This window comes from Ruminococcus intestinalis, from assembly GCF_014288065.1.
Taxonomy (GTDB): Bacteria; Bacillota; Clostridia; order Oscillospirales; family Acutalibacteraceae; genus Ruminococcoides; species Ruminococcoides intestinale_A.
In genome coordinates this window covers 270,507-291,249 of record NZ_JACOPS010000004.1, presented here as the reverse complement: position 1 = coordinate 291,249, position 20,743 = coordinate 270,507, and the positions used below count along the sequence as shown (strand labels likewise).

General features: G+C 39.5%; 20 protein-coding genes. 3 read left to right on the top strand and 17 right to left on the bottom strand.

The annotated features are described in order from the left end of the window. Positions 1 to 89: 89 nt before the first annotated feature. Together recD2 and H8R91_RS09715 are read left to right on the top strand one after the other, a co-directional pair. Entirely contained in the window at positions 90 to 2,303 is a 2,214-nt protein-coding gene (recD2, locus tag H8R91_RS09720) for an SF1B family DNA helicase RecD2 (protein WP_186935859.1), read from the top strand. After that, positions 2,287 to 2,946, top strand: coding sequence for a ComF family protein (locus H8R91_RS09715; RefSeq protein ID WP_186935857.1), 660 nt, complete (start codon positions 2,287 to 2,289; stop codon positions 2,944 to 2,946). The genes recD2 and H8R91_RS09715 overlap by 17 nt, the downstream gene beginning before the upstream one ends. Positions 2,947 to 3,105: 159 nt before the next feature. Here H8R91_RS09715 and H8R91_RS09710 read toward each other — a convergent pair whose 3' ends face one another. The 13 genes from H8R91_RS09710 to H8R91_RS09650 all read right to left on the bottom strand — a co-directional run bounded on the left by H8R91_RS09710 (position 3,106) and on the right by H8R91_RS09650 (position 13,803). Then, complete coding sequence (locus H8R91_RS09710; RefSeq protein ID WP_186935855.1) at positions 3,106 to 4,191, bottom strand: dockerin type I repeat-containing protein; 1,086 nt, start codon at positions 4,189 to 4,191, stop codon at positions 3,106 to 3,108. Positions 4,192 to 4,374: 183 nt separating this feature from the next. Beyond that, on the bottom strand, positions 4,375 to 5,781 hold the full coding sequence (locus H8R91_RS09705; protein ID WP_186935853.1) for an oxaloacetate decarboxylase subunit alpha: 1,407 nt from the start codon (positions 5,779 to 5,781) through the stop codon (positions 4,375 to 4,377). A 24-nt stretch (positions 5,782 to 5,805) separates the two neighbouring features. Further along, positions 5,806 to 6,171 (bottom strand): DUF2118 domain-containing protein, encoded by a 366-nt coding sequence (locus tag H8R91_RS09700; protein ID WP_022234946.1) that lies wholly within the window; start codon positions 6,169 to 6,171, stop codon positions 5,806 to 5,808. A gap of 35 nt (positions 6,172 to 6,206) precedes the next feature. Then, positions 6,207 to 7,514 carry a carboxyl transferase domain-containing protein gene (locus H8R91_RS09695; RefSeq protein ID WP_186935852.1) on the bottom strand — a complete coding sequence of 436 codons (1,308 nt, stop codon included), beginning with the start codon at positions 7,512 to 7,514 and terminating at the stop codon, positions 6,207 to 6,209. Between the two features lie 243 nt (positions 7,515 to 7,757). Continuing rightward, on the bottom strand, positions 7,758 to 8,510 hold the full coding sequence (locus H8R91_RS09690; protein ID WP_022234948.1) for a pseudouridine synthase: 753 nt from the start codon (positions 8,508 to 8,510) through the stop codon (positions 7,758 to 7,760). Next, a complete protein-coding gene (locus H8R91_RS09685; RefSeq protein WP_186935851.1) occupies positions 8,497 to 9,642 on the bottom strand; it encodes a D-alanyl-D-alanine carboxypeptidase family protein in 1,146 nt (381 codons plus the stop codon). The genes H8R91_RS09690 and H8R91_RS09685 overlap by 14 nt, the downstream gene beginning before the upstream one ends. 44 nt (positions 9,643 to 9,686) lie before the next feature. After that, the gene (ytfJ, locus tag H8R91_RS09680) at positions 9,687 to 10,103 is read right to left on the bottom strand and encodes a GerW family sporulation protein (protein ID WP_022234950.1); all 417 of its coding nucleotides are present in this window, start codon (positions 10,101 to 10,103) and stop codon (positions 9,687 to 9,689) included. 63 nt (positions 10,104 to 10,166) lie between these two features. Beyond that, positions 10,167 to 10,796: a DUF2953 domain-containing protein gene (locus tag H8R91_RS09675; protein WP_186935849.1), complete on the bottom strand. Its 630-nt coding sequence runs from the start codon at positions 10,794 to 10,796 to the stop codon at positions 10,167 to 10,169. A gap of 78 nt (positions 10,797 to 10,874) precedes the next feature. Then, positions 10,875 to 11,189 carry a TfoX/Sxy family protein gene (locus tag H8R91_RS09670; protein ID WP_186935847.1) on the bottom strand — a complete coding sequence of 105 codons (315 nt, stop codon included), beginning with the start codon at positions 11,187 to 11,189 and terminating at the stop codon, positions 10,875 to 10,877. Between the two features lie 19 nt (positions 11,190 to 11,208). Further along, positions 11,209 to 11,766 (bottom strand): hypothetical protein, encoded by a 558-nt coding sequence (locus tag H8R91_RS09665; RefSeq protein ID WP_186935845.1) that lies wholly within the window; start codon positions 11,764 to 11,766, stop codon positions 11,209 to 11,211. 21 nt (positions 11,767 to 11,787) lie between these two features. Beyond that, positions 11,788 to 12,375, bottom strand: coding sequence for an SMC-Scp complex subunit ScpB (gene scpB / locus H8R91_RS09660; protein WP_186935843.1), 588 nt, complete (start codon positions 12,373 to 12,375; stop codon positions 11,788 to 11,790). Next, the gene (locus H8R91_RS09655; protein WP_117705612.1) at positions 12,368 to 13,096 is read right to left on the bottom strand and encodes a segregation and condensation protein A; all 729 of its coding nucleotides are present in this window, start codon (positions 13,094 to 13,096) and stop codon (positions 12,368 to 12,370) included. The genes scpB and H8R91_RS09655 overlap by 8 nt, the downstream gene beginning before the upstream one ends. A gap of 11 nt (positions 13,097 to 13,107) precedes the next feature. Then, complete coding sequence (locus H8R91_RS09650) at positions 13,108 to 13,803, bottom strand: site-2 protease family protein (RefSeq protein ID WP_186935841.1); 696 nt, start codon at positions 13,801 to 13,803, stop codon at positions 13,108 to 13,110. 288 nt (positions 13,804 to 14,091) lie between these two features. On the opposite strand from H8R91_RS09650, the gene rpmB reads away from it, so the two are divergent. Further along, positions 14,092 to 14,280 (top strand): 50S ribosomal protein L28, encoded by a 189-nt coding sequence (gene rpmB, locus H8R91_RS09645; protein ID WP_022234957.1) that lies wholly within the window; start codon positions 14,092 to 14,094, stop codon positions 14,278 to 14,280. Positions 14,281 to 14,509: 229 nt separating this feature from the next. On the opposite strand, the gene H8R91_RS09640 is transcribed toward rpmB, so the two are convergent. The 4 genes from H8R91_RS09640 to murA form a co-directional block, all read right to left on the bottom strand. Beyond that, complete coding sequence (locus H8R91_RS09640) at positions 14,510 to 16,159, bottom strand: AMP-binding protein (protein WP_186935839.1); 1,650 nt, start codon at positions 16,157 to 16,159, stop codon at positions 14,510 to 14,512. Between the two features lie 289 nt (positions 16,160 to 16,448). After that, the gene (ftsZ, locus tag H8R91_RS09635) at positions 16,449 to 17,552 is read right to left on the bottom strand and encodes a cell division protein FtsZ (RefSeq protein WP_022234959.1); all 1,104 of its coding nucleotides are present in this window, start codon (positions 17,550 to 17,552) and stop codon (positions 16,449 to 16,451) included. A 217-nt stretch (positions 17,553 to 17,769) separates the two neighbouring features. Then, positions 17,770 to 19,425, bottom strand: a complete 1,656-nt coding sequence (locus H8R91_RS09630; protein WP_186935837.1) for a cell division protein FtsQ/DivIB — start codon at positions 19,423 to 19,425, stop codon at positions 17,770 to 17,772. 27 nt (positions 19,426 to 19,452) lie between these two features. After that, complete coding sequence (murA, locus tag H8R91_RS09625; protein ID WP_186935835.1) at positions 19,453 to 20,706, bottom strand: UDP-N-acetylglucosamine 1-carboxyvinyltransferase; 1,254 nt, start codon at positions 20,704 to 20,706, stop codon at positions 19,453 to 19,455. Positions 20,707 to 20,743 lie beyond the last annotated feature (37 nt).

Below are 20,743 nucleotides of genomic sequence, written 5' to 3'. Positions count from 1 at the left end.
GTGTATTGTTAAAGCAAAAAAACAGTGCTATAATAATTATAATTGTGGCAAAATACCGCTGTATTTTTTAAGGAAACAGGTATGTTTTTATGGATGACAATACACTTTTACAGCTTGAAGGCTATGTTGAAAGCGTAGTTTACAGAAATGAGGAAAACGGTTATACCGTTGTTGAAATATCGGACGATGACGACTATATAACAGCTGTCGGCATTATGCCAAGGGTACATCAGGGCGACCTTTTAAAGCTCACAGGCAATTATAAGGAACATCCTAATTACGGCAGGCAATTCTCTGCCCAGGTCTGTGAGCTTTGCCGTCCGAGCGGTACAGCAGGGATTCTGCGTTACCTTTCTTCCGGTGCAATCCGTGGAATAGGCGCAACAACCGCACAAAGACTTGTATCTGAATTTGGCGAAAAAACTCTTGATGTTATGGAAAACGAACCCGAAAGAGTAGCAATGCTCAAGGGAATTTCAAAATCAAAGGCAGAAGATTTTTCTCTGCAGCTAAAGCAAAGCATGGGTATCCGCTCACTAATAATATTCCTCGGTGAATACGGAATAGGCAATGCGGCGGCTGTCAAAATTTTCACAGAACTCGGAACTTCCGCTATTGAACAAATTAAAGGAAACCCGTACATACTTTGCAGCGGAGAGTTCGGCATAAGTTTTCAGACTGCCGACTTTATTGCAAAAAAGCGTGATTTTGACGAGCAGAGCACAGAGCGACTTCGTGCCGGAATTGCTTATATTTTAATACATAACGAAGGCAACGGTCATACCTGTTTGCCTTTTGAGGTTCTCTGCAAAAAAGCCGCAGATTTCCTGAAAGTTGACATAGCACTTATTGCTTCAACAATGCAGGAAATGATTTTCGACCGCTCGCTTATCAAAGACAATGTAAACGATAAAGAATTTATTTTTTCTCCTAACACCCATCTTTGTGAACTTTATATAGCCTCAAGAGTGAAAATGCTGCTTGGATTTGCGGCTGAACAAATTAAAAATATTGACACCGAAATTGAAAAATGCGAAAAAAATGACGGAATAGAATATGCCGCACTGCAAAAAGAGGCAATCACACAGGCACTAACAAAAGGTATGCTTGTGCTGACAGGCGGTCCGGGCACAGGTAAAACCACAACATTAAACGCTATTATTAAAATATTGCAAAACAACGGCAAAAAAGTTTTGCTTGCCGCACCGACAGGAAGAGCGGCTCAACGAATGAGTGCTTTAACGGGAGTTGAGGCAAAAACTATTCATCGTCTGCTTGAAGTAAGCTGGGACAAGCACGATAAACCTATTTTTAATAAAAACGAACGCAATCAGCTTAAATGTGACGCCCTCATAGTTGATGAGGTTTCTATGGTTGACACCTTTATTTTTGAAAGCGTTATGAAAGCCTTGCCTATCGGTTGCCGTCTTATACTTGTCGGCGACTCTAACCAGTTGCCATCCGTAGGGCCGGGCAACATACTCGGCGACCTTACCGACTGCGGAATTGTACCGGTTGTAAGGCTAAACGAAATTTTCCGTCAGGCACAGAAAAGTCTTATTGTTACAAACGCACATAAAATAGTCAACGGCGAAATGCCCGTTCTCAATGCATCTGATAAAGACTTTTTCTTTTTATTAAGGAATAACAAAACCGAAATTTCTCAAGTAATCGTTGACCTTTGCGCACAAAGATTACCAAAGGCTTACAGTTACTCTGCATTTGACAATATTCAGGTGCTTTGCCCGTCAAAGAAAGGCGAACTTGGCACTGCCGAAATGAATTTCAGACTTCAAAAGGCTCTTAATCCAAAATCAGCCGATAAAGCTGAAATTGAAATTGCATCAAAAACATTCAGAATTGGCGACAAGGTAATGCAGATAAAAAACAACTACGATATAACCTGGATAAGAGATGACGGAGAGCAGGGTTCGGGGATTTTTAACGGCGACATAGGTATTATTGATTCTATCGACCGCAAAAGCCGTACGCTTATAGTTATTTTTGACGACAAGACAGCCAAATACACTTATGAATACGCAACCGATCTTGACTTTGCATATGCGGTCACTGTACATAAAAGCCAGGGTAACGAATTTGACTGCGTAATTATACCTATGTTTCAAGGACCTCCTCAACTTTATTACAGAAATTTACTTTATACAGCCGTTACACGAGCAAAGAAAACGCTTGTGCTTGTCGGAAATCCAAAAACGGTAGAATATATGGTACAAAATAACCGCCGTACAAAAAGATACAGCGGATTAAAGGAATTTTTACTGCGTGATGAACAGTTATATTAAAAGAGCAATGCTGTTTTTGCAGGACATAATTTTCACCGTAAAGTGCCCGTACTGCGAAAAAGTTATTGACAGGAATGACTACGCCTGTAAAGAATGTAAGAGTAAATTTCCGCAAAAAGGCTATGAAACTTACGCTGTCGGAGGATACAAAACAATAGCGCCGTTTAAATATGATGGTATATTTGCAAGCGGTGTAAAAAACTTTAAATTCTATGAAAATCCGTCATATTCCCGCCAACTTGCCATACCTCTGGCTAATGAAATAATCGCAAAATACGGTGTCGGCTGTTTTGATATTATTACCGCCGTACCGATGTATTATAAAAATATGCGTGAACGGGGATATAATCAATCGGAACTTCTTGCAAAAGAATGTGCGGAAATTTTTAACATTCCGTATGCAGAACTTGTTGAAAAGCATAAGAAAAATAAAGCTCAACATACGCTTAAAGGAAAAGAACGAGAAAGCAATGTTCAAGGTGTGTACCGTGTAATTGACAGTCAAGCAGTGGCTGACAAGAATATTCTTATAATTGACGATATTATTACTACGGGCAACACACTCGGAGAATGTTGTAAGGTTCTTAAAAAAGCAGGCTGCAAAAACATATGCTGTGCAGCGCTTTGTGCGGCTATTGTATAACTTAAAAAGGTTGAAAAAATTGGAGTATTACCAATTCTTTCAACCTTTAGTTTTATTGTTTTTAGATAGTTGTGAATAAATTATGGCTTAGTAAATTGTTTTGCCAATCTTTTATAATTGCCTGACTAAGTATTCATAATTCCTAATTTTTAAAAAACATTATACTGTCATTGAAATATACTTTTGAAGAACAGTAACATCGTTTACATCAATTTTTCCGTCGTCGTTTAAGTCACAATAAATTTTATATCTGTTTTCATCAAATATTGAATCTTCTTCGACAAAAAGAGAACCGTTAAGATACATCTGCAAACTTGTAACATCATTTACATTTGTTGACTTATCGGCATTAAGATCGCCGCAATATCTGGCATTAAGATCATATAAAGTATTAATATCAATAACACCGTTATTGTATAATTCAACAGCATTTTGTACTTTATTATCAGCATAATAATAACTGCCTGCAGGTGAATCTTCATAAATGGGATATACAAAATTTCCTGTTTTTAAAGATTTAATATTATTGTTTGATGAATAATGATCCTCAACTAAAATATAATCAAATTTAACTTCTTCGCTTATTGCAGATAATTTAAAATAATAAATATCATAATCGCTTTCAGGGCAAGGGTAAGCTAAAGTTTGTTCAATATATTCTCTTGTCTGTTTTTCAATCTTAAAAAATTCATCCCATGTAATTTTGGTATCAACACTGTAGTAGTCTTTATCTGCAAGATCAATAGATACCTTTATATCGGCATCACCAAGGTTTAATATCTGTTCTTTGGTTGAAATGCAGAACAAACATTCAGTTGCGGAAAAATATTTTATTTCTGATACTGAATATTTTTCATCAATAATTTTCTTTTTATCATCGGGCTTCTGACTTCTTATATTATTTTTATATTCCTCATAATCACGCAATAATTCATCACTATAAGTCTTTCCGCCGTCTTCATTTACAATAATCTCATCTAAGCGATCGTTTTTATCTGCAAATATATATATATCTTCATAATATGAAGTTAAATCAATTTCAACCGCAACCGTATCTGTATCCGCAATATCATCAATCGCCCACATAAGTTCTCCTGTTAACTTATTTTTAAAATCGTGATTCCACATATCTACATCACCAACGGCTGAGTTTCCAGTATCAGCCGCAAATGCTGTTGTTGTGCCGCAAAGAACAGCACTTGCCAAAATTGCTATTGCCATAATACCGCTTATAAGTTTTTTCATAATATAGCCTCCTTTAAAACATAAGTCATATTTCTTACGATTATTGTACTATATCATTAAATATCAAGCAAGTGTATTATTGTATAATCTTTTGATTAAATTGTTAGTTATTTTGACTAAACAAAATTGTATACAAAAACTCCCTCCGTAAATACGAAGGGAGTAACTAATTTGATTAAATTATCAAACAGGATGAACCATATTTTTCTTGTCGAGCTTGTCGCCGTTAATGCCAACTTCGGCATTTCTTCTCTTCTCAAAGAAGTCGAGAGCAACCTTCGGGAACTGAGCATATGAAAGAACATCCTCTTCCTGCTCAATCCACTGTGAAATCTCACCTCTGAGCTTATCAAGCTCCGGCTCAAGTAAATCTGCAGGACGGCAAGTAATAATTTTCTTATCGCCGCAAATCTTCTTCTGGAATGCAGGATCAATCGGCATTGGTGTTGTGCCGTACTCGCCTGCAACAAGACCCTTAAACTCGTTTGTACACATCTTGTATCTCTCACCTGTAATTACATTGAATACAGCCTGTGTACCAACAATCTGTGATGTAGGAGTAACGAGCGGTGGGTAACCTGCATCTTTACGAACTCTCGGAACTTCCTCAAGTACCTCTGTAAGCTTGTCTTCTTTGCCTGCCTGCTTAAGCTGTGAAAGAAGGTTAGAAAGCATACCGCCCGGAACCTGATAGATAAGAGCCTTAGCATCTGTAGCAAGCATCTTCTGATCAAGAAGACCGTTCTTAAAGTATTTCTCACGAAGAGTCATAAAGTAAGCACGAATTTCAGCAAGCTGCTTAATGTCAAGACCTGTATCATACGGTGTGCCTGCAAAAGCGGCAACCATTGACTCTGTAGGAGCATGTGAAGTACCGAGTGCAAGTGGGCTGATAGCAGTATCAATACCGTCAGCGCCTGCCTCAACACCTTTTAAAAGACACATTGATGCAAGACCTGATGTGTAGTGTGTATGGAGCTGAACAGGAAGGTCAACAGCCTCTTTAATAGCCTTTACAAGGCTCTCTGTAGCTGTTGGTGTAAGCAAAGCAGCCATATCCTTAATGCAGATAGAATCAGCGCCTGCATCGGCAATTCTCTTTGCGTACTCTACATAGTACTCATCAGTAAATACAGGGCCTGTTGTGTAGCTGATTGCTACCTGTGCTTCAGCCTTGCCGTTTTCTCTCTTTGCAGCATTGATAGCTGTCTTGAGGTTCTTAATATCGTTAAGAGCGTCAAAAATTCTGATAATATCAATACCGTTAGCAACCGAACGCTGAACGAGGTACTCTACGCAGTCATCGGCATAGTGACGGTAACCGAGCATATTCTGACCTCTGAAAAGCATCTGCAGCTTTGTATTCGGACAATGCTCACGAATTGTACGAAGTCTTGCCCATGGGTCTTCATTTAAGAAACGAAGACAAGCGTCATATGTTGCACCGCCCCAGCACTCAAGTGAATAATAACCGATTTTGTCAAGCTTATCAAGAATCGGGAGCATTTCCTCTGTTGTCATTCTTGTAGCAATAAGTGACTGATGTGCGTCACGCAGGGCAGTTTCGGTAACTCTAATTTTCTTTGCCATTTCGGACATCCCTTTCGTCAGTTATTAGTTAAGAGTAACAAGTGTTTTACCTGAATCTACAGACTCACCCTTAGCAACATCAACAGTTGCAACTACACCGTCCTGAGGAGCCTTTACAGGAGTTTCCATCTTCATAGCCTCAATAAATACGAGGTCGTCACCGGCTTTAACTGACTGACCGGCTGAAACAACAACATTAACAACTGTACCCGGCATAGGAGCTGATACTACTACTGAACCTGCTGCGCCTGCAGGAGCTGCCGGCTTTGCTGCAGGTGCGGGTGCTGCTGCCGGAGCAGGAGCTGCTGCAACAGGAGCTGAAGAACCGCCAAGCTCTTCAACCTGAACATCGTATGCTGTACCGTTTACTGTAATTCTTAAATTTTTCATTTTAAATATCCCCTTTATTTAAACAAACATATTTATCAGATTGTTGAATGTTTCTTAGCAACTGTAGGAACTCTCTTGCCTGCAAGCATATCAAGAGCGGAAATAAGAGCTTTTCTTAAATCCTGCTGTTCAACAATACCGTCAACATAGCCGTTCTGTGCTGCGTTGAAAGCAGAGAGATTTTCTGCCGCAAACTTTTCGGCAACTGCCTTCTGCTCTGCAACAGGAACATTCATAGCGTCAGCTGCAAGAATAAATGCCGCAGCCTCAACATTTACAGGAGAAATAACAGCCTGCGGAAGTGCGTAAACCATATCTGCGTTTGCGCCTGTACCTGCAAGTGCAATGTAACCTGAACCGACAGCCTGACCGTAAACTACGGAAATCTTAACTGTAGTAGCCTCTGCATAAGCCGATGCTGCCTTTGCGGCTGACTTAATTGATTCAAAGCCCTTACAGTCAACAAATGTAAGTATCGGAAGTGAGAAAGCGTCGCAGAAACGAACAAATTTTGCAATCTTTGTTGTTGCGGAACATGAAAGCACACCGCCGTTTGTCTTTACAATACCAACTACCGAACCGCCAAGACGGGCAAGTCTGACTTTAGCGTCTTTGCCGTAGTTGTCAAAAAGTTTATAAACACTGCCGCCGTCAACAGTTGAACCTACGATGCAGTCGCAGTCTGCAGGCTCTTCCTCAAATGACTCCGGAGCAGTATTGAGATTGTTAGACGGAAGATAAAGAACAAGCTCTTTAGCCTTAGCTACAGCCTCAGCAGAATCCTTTGCAACAACAGAAGCAATACCGTGCTCTGCGTTGTACTCCGCACTTGCATTCTCGCCTGTAACATCAAGAGAAAGCTGTGCCTTTTCACTCATAATAACAAAATCCGCACTTGCTGCGTTAAGAGCGTTTGTACCAAGGCAAGTTCCGAGAACTACCGAAATCTGCGGAACCGCACCCGAAACCGCAGCAGCGCTGTTAAGAACCTGACCGCAGCCTGCAAGAAGCTCATTGCCCTGCATAAGTCTGCCGCCGACACTGTCGTAAAAACCTACAACAGGAGCGCCTGTTTTAAGTGCAAGATCATAAATCTTTTTAAGCTTTGCAGCCTGTGCCTTACTCATAGCACCGCCGCAAATGTCGCTGTTCTGTGCGAAAGCGTAAACAGGCATACCCTCAACTGTACCAAAGCCTGCAACAACCTCTGCAAAACCTTCGCCGGACTTTGCAAAAGCATCAATTTCAGTAAAGCTGTCTGCATCAAAAAATTCTGTTATTGTTTTATAAGCAGAAGTAGATGCGATTTCAGCCTTTGCCTGATTGATTTTTTCAATACTCATCTTAAACATCCTCCAATACAATGTATTGAATATGCCGACAAATAGCATAAGTCGGCATACTAATTTACCACATATATCATTATATCCTAATATTTATCAAACTACAAGGAAAAAGCAAAGCTATTTTTAAAATTTGAATATTTACAACAATGATTTTGCACAAACATTCTGATTTACTGTGCATTTTAACTTGTGATTTTATTTGATTTTTTGTCCCAAAAGTTAAGTTTTTAAGGCTTTGGATTAAATAAGCTGTTTTCCGTTTACAAACGGGTTTGAAAGCAGTTTTTTTACCTCAATTTCGGTAAGGTCACGCCAATCGCCCTGTTTCAGCATACCCATTTTTACGCCGCCGATTTGTATTCTTTTAAGTCTTGCAACCTCAAGACCCACAGCCTCGCACATACGGCGGATTTCACGGTTCTTGCCCTCATGAAGTATCATTTCGAGTACAACTCTGCCCGGTTCCTGATGAAGTACATGCACCATTGCAGGGGCTGTCTTTACTCCGTCAAGCTCAATACCGGTTTCAAGCTTAACAAGCTGATCTTCGTCAATAGACGGACGGACTGTTACTCTGTAAATTTTATAAACGCTGTTCTTCGGGTGCATAATTTTGTTTGCCAGCTCACCGTCATTTGTGAGAATGAGCATTCCCTCCGAATCTTTGTCAAGTCTGCCGATAGGGTAAACTCTTGTGCCCACATTTTCCACAAGTTGAGCAACGCATTTTCTGCCTCTGTCATCGCTCATTGTAGTAATAAATCCTCTCGGTTTATTGAGCATAATATAGCGGTAAGACGGCTTTGCATTGGTAAGCACACGCTTACCGTTTACAAATACCTTATCTGTCGGTCTTACCTTGTCGCCGAGTTGAGCGGTTTTGCCGTTCACTTTTACATGACCGTCAATAATCATCTGCTCTGCTTTTCTTCTTGATGCGATACCGCATTGTGATAATAACTTTTGAAGTCTTATTGGTTCATTCTTTGCCATATGTAAAAAAATCCTTTATCTTAGTCCAAATACTTTTGTTTTTATTCTGCGTATTGCTGTATTCAACAGCGGTTAAATTTGTAATTGCAAGCGTTTTGCCGTCAAGCGTGTATTCTATTCTGCCTACAATATCTCCGTCTTTAACAGGTGCATACAAGAAATTATCGGCATATGCGGTTCGTACAACATTGCTTTTCTTGTCAAGAGGCACTACAACATTTTTGCCCTTTGTACCCGTAACGCCTATGCTCTCGTCATCACCGCCCGCACACGGAATTTCAAGGTAATAATCGGAATCATCGCACTCAATACAGGCAAGTTTGGAAAAGCCGTAATTATAAAGAGCTATGTGGTCATTCCAATCGTTTCTGTCATTGAGTGTAACGCAAACAAATGTAAGTCCGTCCTTTTTTGCGGAAGAAACCAAACATCTGCCTGCCGCCATTGTGTAGCCTGTTTTTCCGCCCGTACAATACTCATACATAGAGAGCAGACGGTTATGGTTTGTATAGGTTGTTCTCTTTGACTGCGGTTCGCTGAATTCTACCGTAACGCTTTTTTGCGAAGTCAGTTTTGCAAAACTTTCGTTTTCAAGCGCATAGCTCATAAGCAAAGCCATATCGTAAGCCGTAGAATAATGATTTTCGTCATCAAGTCCGCTCGGTGTAACAAAATGTGTGTTTTTCATTCCTATTACAGCCGCCCGATTGTTCATAAGCTCGGAAAATTTTTCTGCACTGCCCGCAATAGAAATTGCCGCCGCATTTGCTGCGTCATTTCCCGATGCCATCATCATTCCTGCCGCTAAATCACTGAGTTTAACCTTTTCCCCAACTTTAAGGTACATCGAACTGCCCTCGGCTGTCATATCCTTGGTAAAAGCAACAACCTTGTCGGCAGAATCGGCATACTCAAGCGTAATGAGTGAAGTCATCAGCTTTGTGGTACTTGCAGGTTTCATTTTTTTATTTTCATTTACAGAAAAATACACTTTCCCGTCATCAACACAATAAAGCACGCAAGCCTGTGCATTTACTGCCGGCTTGTCGGTTTCCTGCGCAAATGCCGTAATCTGTGCGGTTTGCGTTAATGTCACCACAACTACAACTATAACGGAAAGTATTTTTTTCATAAGCTCGCCTCCGAACTAATTTTATGCGAAGGCTTTGCCATAAATTACACCATATCTATATCGTCCTGTGTTATTTCCGAGAAATCATCGGCATCTTTCTTCTTGCTGAACATTCCCTTTACTTTTTGAAGAACATCCGGGATCATACCCACAATGCCCTCTGCGGTACTGCCGTTGTTGTCAACGGAAACAAGTCTTACTTCTCCCTGATAAACAGTTAAAAATGCAACAGGCTGAATTGTAACGCCTGCGCCGCTGCCGCCGCCAAAGCAATCTTTATTTTCTTTTTTGGTAGGAAGATCCGAGCCGCCTGCCGCAAAACCGTAGGTTACCTTTGAAACAGGAATAATGAGTGTACCGTCGGGAGCGGTAATCGGCTCGCCGACAATAGTATTTACATCTACCATTTCCTTAATTTTGTTCATAGTAGTGTCCATAAGATTTCCGATAGGATGTTCCATAGTAATTCTCCTTTGTATTGAATAATCGTCATAACTGCACAAACAGATATGCGATAAATATCGTTAATTGTCTTTTATATTTTTAAGCTCCATAAGCATTTTTAATGCCTTAAAGCCGTGTTTTAATACTATTTTAACAAGATGTGCTATTCTTGTTTTAAATATCGCAAAAAACTCAATCTTGGTTTTCGCACCCTTCGTAAAGTCGGGAAGAATATCCACACCGTAATGCGTATATTTCATTGAACTTATAACCGCACTTGTCAGCGGATAGACAACCGAGCAAATCTTGCCGTAATTTATAGCCGTATCGGCAGCGTCTTTTCCTCCGACTTTTATGCTTAACGCAAAGCTTTTGATTATTATGTGTGCAAAAAAGTCTTTTAATACACCCGCGGCAAGCTCTGTAATCCTTGTAAAAAGATTTACAAGCCCCGAAAGTCCCAACTCTTTTAAGAAGTTATCATTAGGTTCTTCCTCTTTTTTAGGAGCTGGCTTTTGAGGTTGTTCGGTTTTTTTCTTCTTTTTGGGTTTCTTTTTCTTTGGCACAGGCGGATAAAGAATAATCTTTACAAAGCCTATGCGAAGTCTGCAAAAGAATTGTTTTTTATATTGAACGCAGACCTTTATGGGAATAGCAAGAATTATTGCAAAAAACAAGACTATCCCCAGCAGTATATACAGCCAGAGCAAGGCAAAACCTCCTCCGAGTTTAGTTTATCATTTTAAAAGCAATTTTACTTAATCTTACTGATTTAATATAAATACTGCCTACTTTTTCGCCTTTGGCATCGGTAATTCGTCATACATTGCATTGAATAAACCTGTCAAAAAATCTTTATTATCAACTTCATCCACCAAAAGCATTTCCTTTGCTCCCTCATACGGCAGCTCATATACAGCTGTCGGAATATATTGGATTGCGGATTTTACAGGCTTTACAAGTAATCTGTCATCATATATTCCTCCTATTATTTTACCACGATAGTAAATAATAAATTCACCCATCATAGCACGATAAGTAATTTCATCCAAATCGGAGAGTTGTCCTAAAACAAACTGCAAATATTCCTTGCTTGACGCCATAACCTGCATACACCTCAAATTAATGCCAGTTAAACATATCCAAAACTCTGCAAACCATATAATGTATTGGTTTTCCGTTGTCAGCCGGCTTTTTATCATGCGGATTATACCATGGCTTAAGATTTTCGTTTTTAGATAATTCAACAGCTACTCTGAGAGCCTCATCGAAATTTTCTGTCAAACCATCATCACCAAAAGGGATACACTCTCCATTTGAGTTTACAACACAATTAATTCTTTCTTCATTTGAATTAATAACACTATACAGTTTACTGTCTTTAAATTTAAATTCTTCACGCTCTAAGCTAAGCAAAAACCCCTTGAATAAAATATCTTTATTAGGTTTTTTATTAACCCAAACAGCCTTGCCGTACTCAAGCTGAACCAATTTTTCTTCCAAATGGATACAGTCATATCCCAGCGGAATTTTATCTGTATATTTATTGTAAGGCCATGATTTATGAAGTTCTTCATATGTTCCACATCGTGTAAAGCCTTTGTTGCTTGTTATAAAAAATGTAAAGTCATCTGATTTTGAAAATATATAATTATTTTCATGTTCCGGGAAGTCAAACATTTCAGTCACCACTAAAACCAACTATTCGTCATGATGTTCAACGGTATCAACATTTTCTGTATTTTCAGCAGTTTCTTCATTATCCTCTGTATCTCCGCTTTTGTCACTTTCGGGAAGCGGAGGGAGATTTTCTATGCTTTCAAGATTAAAACATCTTAAAAAGTTCTCGGTTGTTCCGTAAAGCAACGGTCTGCCCGGAAGTTCAAGTCTGCCCTTTTCCTCGACAAGTCCCTTTGTGGTAAGACTGCCGAGAACACCGCTGCAATCAACGCCTCTGACCTGTTCCACAAAAGCCTTTGTAACAGGCTGATTGTATGCAACAACGGCAAGCACCTCAAGCGCCGCCTGCGAAAGCGGAGTATTTCTGCGCAAGTCCATAACTTTACGGATTTCGGGAGCAAATTTTTTAGCCGATACCATTTGATAGGATTTATTCAGCTTAATTATTCTTATGCCCCTCTCCTGCTTTTCGTAATCATCCATAAGCTCTAAAATTAATTTTTCGGCCTGTGATGGTTTCATTTCTATTGCCTGTGCTATTTTGTCAGGCTCTGCCGGCGAACCGTTTGCAAACAGTATTGCCTCGACTGCCGCTTTTTTATCATACATTTTTGTTCTCCTTGTTATCTATCATATAAACGATTGCGTGGTCGCCGTCACCGTCAACTCTAACACGCTTGCCTTTTACAAGTTCCAGTGTAGCAAGAAAAGTCGCTACAAGTTCGCTCTTTTCTTCGCAGGCGTCAAAAAGTTCTTGATACTCTATTCTTCTGCCTTTCCACAGCTTACGCATTACATGAATAATTCGGCTGCTTACAGACACAAACTTTCGTGCCACAATTACGCTGAATGCCGATTCCGGCGGCGGAAGTTTACGCTTTCCTCTTCCGACTGCACTTACATATGCCTTTGCTATATCCTCGCTCGGATGAATACGGTTATATGTGAGATCATATTCAACAGGCGACGCCTCTCTGTAAAAGCTGTCGTAATCGTAAATCTCGCTGAATTTCTTGGCTATCTGACGGCAGATTGCATATTCAATAAGCTGTCCCGTGAGTTCTTTCTTAAGTTCTTCAACTTCTTCTTCATACTTAGGGAGCAACATTACTGACTTTATATAAACAAGTCTTGACGCCATCGTAAGAAATTCCGACTCAATGTCAAGCTGATTTTCCTGCATAACCTTAATTTGCTCAAGGTACTGTTCAATAAGCTCGGCTATCGGTATATCATAAATATCTATTTTGTTTTTTGAAATCAGGGTAAGCAATAAATCAAGCGGACCTTCAAATGCCTCCAACCTGTATTGCAACGGCTGTGAATCCATAGCTCTACCTCTTAAAATAATTCTGCAAAAAATCTGACAGGGCTCAATGCCATATCGCTTAAGAAATTCAAAATTCCGTTTGTGGCAAAACCAAGCACCGTACTAAGACCGCCCGTAAAGATTAAAAAGATAAGTGCCAAAGAGAAAATAGTTTCATACTTTGTCATAAATGCAATTGCCTTATAAGGCAAGAATGCAAATAAAATCTTTGAACCGTCAAGCGGTGGAATCGGAATAAAGTTAAACACCGCAAGACTGACATTACAAGATGCATAAAAAACAAAAAAACTTCTTATCATAAGTCCTATGTCATTCAAATAAAAGAATGACGGGAACGCAAAAGCTAAAATATAATAAATAACCAAACCTACATATGCCGCAAGAAGATTTGCCACAGGGCCTGCAAGAGCGCAAAGCGCCATACCCAGCTTTGGCTTTTTAAAGTTATTGGGATTGATAGGTACAGGCTTTGCCCAACCGAAGCCGACAAATATCATTGCAAGCGCACCTACCATATCAATATGGCTTATAGGATTAAGAGTTAATCTGCCACGGCTTTTTGCCTCTTTGTCACCGAGTAAATACGCAACAAAAGCGTGCGCCCACTCGTGAAACGGCAAAATTAAAAATATAATAAGTAAAACTGCTACCAGATAGGCTACAACATCGTAAAAATTAAACGAGCCTGAAAAAATCTGTTGTAACATAATTATCCTCCAAAATTTTATTTAGCAATTGATTTTGTTTTTAAAGACATTAATTTTTCACAAAACAAGCAAAAGCAAAAGAACAGCCATTTAAGCGATATTTCAGAGCAAAATTTATCTATCGCAAAGATAAAAATCACACCTAAGCTATATATAATTACTATTATATAATAAAGCAAATAAAAAAACAAGAAAAGAAATTTTAAAAAAACACTTGCATTTTTGTTCGTTTTCTGTTATTATAACAAAGTTAGATGTGAAAAATGATTTTTAAGGAGGTGCAGACGCATGGCAAAATGTGATTTCTGCGGTAAGGATGTAAAGTTCGGCATCAAGGTATCTCACTCACACAGACGTTCCAACAGAACTTGGAAGCCTAATGTACAGCGTGTAAAGGCTATTGTTGATGGCTCTCCAAAGCGTGTATATGCTTGCACCCGTTGCTTACGTTCAGGTAAGGTTACCAGAGCAAACTAATACAGACAAGTCGAAAACCAATGCCGTTCTGATTTCAGAACGGCATTTTTCGTTGTCTTATGCTTAGTTTTAGGTTATTTATTAAAAAAGTTGGTAGAATTATAGTTTATCAGAATATATCTGCAAAGTATTTTTCTAAACCACAACTTACAGTTACACAGACAAAGCCTTGCTTTCTCGATTGAAAGCAAGGCTTTTTTTTGCTTATAGAGATTACTTATCACAATCATCAACAGAGTTTTGTTCTGTCAATATCTCTAATATCTATTCTCTTTATTTTACCGCTGATAGTCTTTGGCATTTCGTCAATAAATTCAATATGCTGAATATGCTTATATGATGCAACCTTTGAATTTACAAAGTGCTTTATATCCTGCATAAGCTCTTTGCTTTTATCAAATCCTTTGGCAAGGTGGATTGTCGCCTTAATCGCCTGACCTCTTGCTTTATCGGGAATGCCCGTTACCGCACATTCCATAACGGCAGGATGCTCCATAAGCACATTCTCTATTTCAAACGGACCTACTCTGTAACCTCTTGTTTTAATAAGGTCGTCAATTCTGCCCACATACCAATAATAGCCGTCATCATCCATATAAGCAGTATCACCTGTATGATATATGCCGTATTTCCACACATTTGCGTACAAATCTTCATTTCCGCAATAACCCATAAATATGCCGTGTTGATTTTCTGACGGAATTACAACGATTTCTCCGACTTCATTTGCAGGCAGTCTGTTACCCTCATTGTCGGCAATCATAATATTATAAAGGGGTGTAGGCTTGCCGAGTGAACCGATTTTAGCCGTACTTCCGACCAAATTACCGAGCATTAATACAGATTCGGTCTGTCCGAATCCCTCCATAATCTGCAATCCTGTTTGCTTATGTACCTGCTCAAACACTTCCGGATTAAGTGCCTCACCTGCTGTTGTAATGTGCTCAAGGTGTGACAAATCGAATTTCTTCATATCTTTTTTGATAAAATATCTGTAAACCGTAGGAGGTGCACAAAAAGAAGTTACCTTAAAATCTTCAATCACCTTTAAAAGTTTTTCAGGTGAAAAAATATCAAAGTCATACACCATAACTCCGCAGCCGCAGAGCCACTGACCGTAAATTTTACCCCATGATGCTTTACCCCAGCCTGTTTCCGCTACCGTAAGGTGAAGCCCGTTTTCCTTGACATTCTGCCAAAATTTTGCGGTCACAATATGCGCTAAAGTATAGGTATGATTGTGCATTACCGCTTTTGGATAACCCGTTGTGCCTGATGTAAAATAAATCAGCATCGGCTCTTTTGCTTTTGTCTGTACTCTTTCAAGGTTTTCGTCAGCATTTTCAATTTCCTTTGTAAGGTTAATGCTGCCCTCAACATCTCTGCGAACCACAAATACTTTTTCAAGTTGAGATTTTACTGTCTTTGCCTGCACCAAAGTTTCGGCTGTAACATCGTCAGGAGTTGAAACTGCGAATTTAATATCAGCAGTTTCAATACGGTAGGTAATATCATCAAGGGTAAGCATATTTGTTGCGGGAATAACAACCGCACCGAGTTTATGCAAAGCAGGCACAATGTACCAATACTCGTAATTTCTCTTTAAAATCACAAGTACCTTATCACCTTTTTTTACTCCGTTATTTCTTAATGCGTTAGCCGCTTTATTGCTCAAAGTTGCAATATCAGAAAAAGTAAATGTCTTTCTTTCATTATGAACATTTGTCCACTGAACAGCAATATCGTTTGGTGCGCACTTTGCCATTTCATCTACAACATCATAACCGAAATTGTAATTATCGGGATACTTTAATTCAAATTTTTCAAGCACACCGTTTTTATCAAGTGTATAGTCACAAAAATTCTTAAATAACTGCATAATTATCTCCTAAATATTAATACTAAGATAATAATTACAGCGATAAATTGCCATAATTAATAAAATTAAATTTTCAACTATTACTAATCAGTACATACAACAGGTCAATCGTCACCAACCTGCAAGAATATTTTGATTATGTTTTTATTATAAACAATTTCCCCAATAAATACAACACTCCGCATAATGCGAATTGCAATATTTTTGCATTATGTTATGCAGTATCTGCATAAACAATTTTAAAAAATTGGAGCTGTTTTTTTAACAGCTCCTTAAAGTTTAAGTATAATTATTTATTGAAGATTGACATAATGTCATAGAAAGTATCGTCATCATCATCTGTAACATCTTTCTTTGACTTTTCAGCAGGTGCGGAAGTTGGTTTTTTCTCCTCTGTAAGGAAACTGTCCTCAACTTTTTTCTTAGCAACCTGACTGTCGGCATTAAAACCTGTAGCAATAACAGTTACGCTGATTGCATCTTCCATCTTATCGTCAATAACAGCACCCCAAATGATGTTAGCGTCTTCAGATACCTTATCTTTAATCATTGTGGATGCAGCGTCAATATCATCAAGGCTTACATCTGCAGAAGCTGTAATATTAATGATAAGACCCTTAGCGCCGTCAATTGAAGTTTCGAGAAGTGGGCTTGAAATAGCCATATCAGCAGCAACAGTAGCCTTATCTTTGCCTGTTGCACTGCCCATACCCATATGAGCATAACCGGCATCCTTCATTACAGAAGTAACATCGGCAAAGTCAAGGTTCACAAGACCCGGAAGGAGAATAAGGTCAGAAATACTCTGAACACCCTGTCTTAAAACATCATCTGCAATAGCAAATGCGTTCTGAAGTGTGATGCTTGTTTCTGAAACATACTTTAATCTCTCGTTTGGAACAATGATAAGTGAATCAACGCAAGCAGAAAGCTCTGCAATGCCCTGCTCAGCCTGTGTCATTCTTCTCTTGCCCTCAAAAGCGAACGGCTTTGTAACAACGCCTACTGTAAGAATACCCATATCCTTGGCAATCTTAGCTACAACAGGAGCTGCACCTGTACCTGTGCCGCCGCCCATACCGGCAGTAACAAATACCATATCTGTATCCTTAAGGAGAGCTGCAATTTCGTCATTGCTTTCTTCAGCTGCGCTCTTACCAATGTCAGGCTTAGAACCGGCACCCTTACCCTTTGTAAGTTTCTCACCGATCTGTACCTTCTGTGAAGCCTTTGAAAGTCTGAGAACGTGCTCATCTGTATTTACAGCGATAAATTCAACATTCTTAACTCCCATATCAACCATGCGGTTTACAGCGTTACCGCCGCCGCCGCCAACACCGATTACTTTAATTTTAGGCATATACTCATTTTCCAATTCAAGTTCAAAAGCCATTTAAACATCCTCCTTGTTATCTATGTTCATCCCGTCTATAAATCATAATATCACATTTAAGGCGATTATAATTCATATATTAACACACTTTTGTAAAAATATCAATGCTTTTGCGTGTTTTTTTTAATTTGCTGATTCCATTTTATGCCTATTTGTTTACACAAATATATTTTTCTCTAAAATACTTTTTATTATGTCAAATATTTACATATAAGAATTATAAATACGAATTATTCGGGTCATCATACTGCGTCGAATAATCTTCTGACGGTTCGCCGCTGTTGTATCCGTCACTGCCGTCAGAATAGCTGTCGGAGCTGTTGTCTGAACCGTTCGAGCCTGACGAATTAAGCGAGCCATATACATCGGCATATCCGTCACCGTCGGTATCAAAACATTCTGCAATACCGTCGCCGTCAGTATCAAAGGCAACAATACCGTTTCCTATATCTGTGCCGGTTGCAGGAATACTGCCTACATAATTGCCGTTGCTGTTAGTGGCAAGTGTAGCAGGCGGTGTTGTTACAGCAGGAGAAGTATTGTCAGCAGCCTGTGACGCAATTGTAGTACCGACAGGCGCAGTAGTAACCGCTATTGTTTCGTTAGGATTAAATCTTGATGTCTTTGTCGTACTGCAAGAAGAAACATCAAGAGTACCGTAAATTGCACCTGTTTTGTTAGGGTCAAGCTTTTCGGTTATTATCGCCATTGCCGTTCTGATTTTGTAATCAATATCTTCCGGCAAACCGATAATAACAGCTATTCTGTTGTCATAAACAAGCTGTATATTCGCTGTATTTGTAACATCAATACCCGTTATTCCTTTAAATTCGTTTTTGCTTAACGAGTCGGAAATTTCTTCAAGAATTACAGGCACATTTTCATCGCTGTATGATACATATTCGCCGACTGTTGTATTTTTAAGTGAACTGCTTGAAAGTACGGGGTAGTTTGACGAATTGTCAGCCATAACATCAAGTATTCTGCCTTTTGAACTGATAAGCAGGAATTTTCCGTCATTCATAATAACATAAGACGGAACAGCGTCTGTTATGGTTATTTTTATTGTATCGGGCACTACAAAATCAACTTTTGCAGATTCGACATAAGGCAGTTTCTCTGCAATTTTATCGGGTGTTGCAGTCATTTTACCTACAAAAATATTACTCTGCAAAGCTACATTTGCATACGAAAGTATTTGATCTTCGCTGTAAAAGCTGTTTCCCTCTACCTCAATTTTTTCGGTTTTAAAAAGAACTGTAAGCGACAAAATTACGCCGATTAAAAGCACCACGCCGCAGGTAATTGTCGACGCCATAATTCGGCGTTTTTTAATTTGATTTGAAGTCATAGGCTTTTTAAGGCGCTTAACTTTTTCATTTTCCTGCTCGTGAATACTTTGGGCAACTCTTTGCTGCTTTTGGCGCTCACCGAATTCATCTATATAAAAACCGTCATCATAAGCCCTTGGCTTTAGATTTTTGATTTTCTTTTCACTTTTTCTTATAAAGCGTTCTTCCTGACTGAGATCATCTCTCTGCTTTTTCATCTGTTCATTGAGTTTTTCTTCAATTTTGCTGTGAGATTTGTTCTCTGTCTTTTTTTCAGATTTTATATTATTTTTTGTTGCTTTTGCCTTTTGAGCATTGTAATTTTTCTTTGACGGTGCGGTTTTCGGCTTTTTGTTTTCGCCTTGTTTTTTAGGCTCATTCTGCTTTTTGGCACTGTCTTTATTTTCCTGTTTAGCGGAGGATTTTACTGCCTTTTCCCTGTTTTTTCGGTACTTTTGTGCCTCTTTGGCAGCCTGCTTTCGCTGCTTTCCGATTTTTCTGCGTTCTTCCGCCGAAAGCTCCTTCCTCTTATCTTCTGCCATATTATCCTCCTTACAAATATACCCATCCTAAAGCTTTGATATACTCGCACCCAAAGAACCGAGCATAAGCTCTATATTTTCATATCCTCTTTCCAAATACTCCGAATTACCTATATCGGTAACACCGTCTGCCGAAAGTGCGGCAATTACCAGTGCCGCTCCTCCACGCAAATCGGGCGCATCAACTTTTGCTCCGTACAGTGACCGCACACCCTCTACAACGGCAACCTTTCCTTCTGTTTTTATCTTTGCACCCATTCTGGAAAGTTCGCCTGTATGTCGGTATCTGTTTTCAAAAATATTTTCGACAAACACGGTAGTTCCTTCCGCTACGCTTGCAACTGCCATAAGAGGTGCTTGAGCATCGGTAGGAAAACCGGGATACGGCATTGTACGAATAGTTCTGATAGCCGAAAGTTTTTGCGGTGCGGATATCGTAAGATTTCCGCCGCTTGAGCGTATCTTGCAGCCTGCCTCCTCAAGAACTGGAATAACTGTTCCGAGGTGACTCTGCACAATTCCTTTCAGCGTAATTTTTGATTGAGTAACAGCCGCAGCAGACATAAGAGTTGCCGCAACTATTCTGTCGGGAATAATTGTGTGTTGAGTGCCGTTAAGCGACGAAACACCGTCTATCACAACAACTCCCTCGCCTGCGCCGCTGATTTTTGCTCCGCAACTGTTGAGATAATCTGCAAGGTCGCAAATTTCAGGTTCGCAAGCGGCATTTATAATTGTAGTTGTACCGTCAGCGGTACTTGCGGCTATCATAATATCTTCGGTTGCACCTACGCTCGGAAACGAAAGAGCTATTTTTGTGCCTTTCAGCCCCTTTGGTGCAGTACAATCTATTACGCCATGTTTTTCTACAATTTCCGCACCCATTTGTATGAGTGCATTCAGGTGCATATCTATAGGACGAGGTCCAAGCTCGCATCCGCCGGGGAACGAAAGTTTGACCGCACCCGTCCGTGCAAGAACAGCACCTAAAAAAATAATTGAACTTCTTGTTTTTCTCATCAGAACATCAGGAATGTCATTTCTGCACAATCCGTCAGCGGTAATGAGCATAGTAGTATGAAATCGCTTTACATTACAGCCGAGATAGCGAAGAATCTGCGAGGATGCCTCAATATCCGAGAGAGCGGGACAATTGAAAAGCACATTCTCGCCCTTTGTCAGAACCGAAGCCGCAATAATCGGCAAGGCGCTGTTTTTTGCACCCTGAACATTAACTTCACCGCTGAGCTTTTCCCGTCCCGTAACAAGAAGTCTTGACACAATAACACCCTCCTACATAAAATACCTTTACATTCTA

What these genes read in the sequence shown, in the direction of transcription:
- recD2 (WP_186935859.1), top strand. Translation starts at nt 90, where the DNA reads ATGGATGACAATACACTTTTACAGCTTGAAGGCTATGTTGAAAGCGTA.
- H8R91_RS09715 (WP_186935857.1), top strand. Translation starts at nt 2,287, where the DNA reads ATGAACAGTTATATTAAAAGAGCAATGCTGTTTTTGCAGGACATAATT.
- H8R91_RS09710 (WP_186935855.1), bottom strand. Translation starts at nt 4,191, where the DNA reads ATGAAAAAACTTATAAGCGGTATTATGGCAATAGCAATTTTGGCAAGT.
- H8R91_RS09705 (WP_186935853.1), bottom strand. Translation starts at nt 5,781, where the DNA reads ATGGCAAAGAAAATTAGAGTTACCGAAACTGCCCTGCGTGACGCACAT.
- H8R91_RS09700 (WP_022234946.1), bottom strand. Translation starts at nt 6,171, where the DNA reads ATGAAAAATTTAAGAATTACAGTAAACGGTACAGCATACGATGTTCAG.
- H8R91_RS09695 (WP_186935852.1), bottom strand. Translation starts at nt 7,514, where the DNA reads ATGAGTATTGAAAAAATCAATCAGGCAAAGGCTGAAATCGCATCTACT.
- H8R91_RS09690 (WP_022234948.1), bottom strand. Translation starts at nt 8,510, where the DNA reads ATGGCAAAGAATGAACCAATAAGACTTCAAAAGTTATTATCACAATGC.
- H8R91_RS09685 (WP_186935851.1), bottom strand. Translation starts at nt 9,642, where the DNA reads ATGAAAAAAATACTTTCCGTTATAGTTGTAGTTGTGGTGACATTAACG.
- ytfJ (WP_022234950.1), bottom strand. Translation starts at nt 10,103, where the DNA reads ATGGAACATCCTATCGGAAATCTTATGGACACTACTATGAACAAAATT.
- H8R91_RS09670 (WP_186935847.1), bottom strand. Translation starts at nt 11,189, where the DNA reads ATGGCGTCAAGCAAGGAATATTTGCAGTTTGTTTTAGGACAACTCTCC.
- H8R91_RS09665 (WP_186935845.1), bottom strand. Translation starts at nt 11,766, where the DNA reads ATGTTTGACTTCCCGGAACATGAAAATAATTATATATTTTCAAAATCA.
- scpB (WP_186935843.1), bottom strand. Translation starts at nt 12,375, where the DNA reads ATGTATGATAAAAAAGCGGCAGTCGAGGCAATACTGTTTGCAAACGGT.
- H8R91_RS09655 (WP_117705612.1), bottom strand. Translation starts at nt 13,096, where the DNA reads ATGGATTCACAGCCGTTGCAATACAGGTTGGAGGCATTTGAAGGTCCG.
- H8R91_RS09650 (WP_186935841.1), bottom strand. Translation starts at nt 13,803, where the DNA reads ATGTTACAACAGATTTTTTCAGGCTCGTTTAATTTTTACGATGTTGTA.
- rpmB (WP_022234957.1), top strand. Translation starts at nt 14,092, where the DNA reads ATGGCAAAATGTGATTTCTGCGGTAAGGATGTAAAGTTCGGCATCAAG.
- H8R91_RS09640 (WP_186935839.1), bottom strand. Translation starts at nt 16,159, where the DNA reads ATGCAGTTATTTAAGAATTTTTGTGACTATACACTTGATAAAAACGGT.
- ftsZ (WP_022234959.1), bottom strand. Translation starts at nt 17,552, where the DNA reads ATGGCTTTTGAACTTGAATTGGAAAATGAGTATATGCCTAAAATTAAA.
- H8R91_RS09630 (WP_186935837.1), bottom strand. Translation starts at nt 19,425, where the DNA reads ATGGCAGAAGATAAGAGGAAGGAGCTTTCGGCGGAAGAACGCAGAAAA.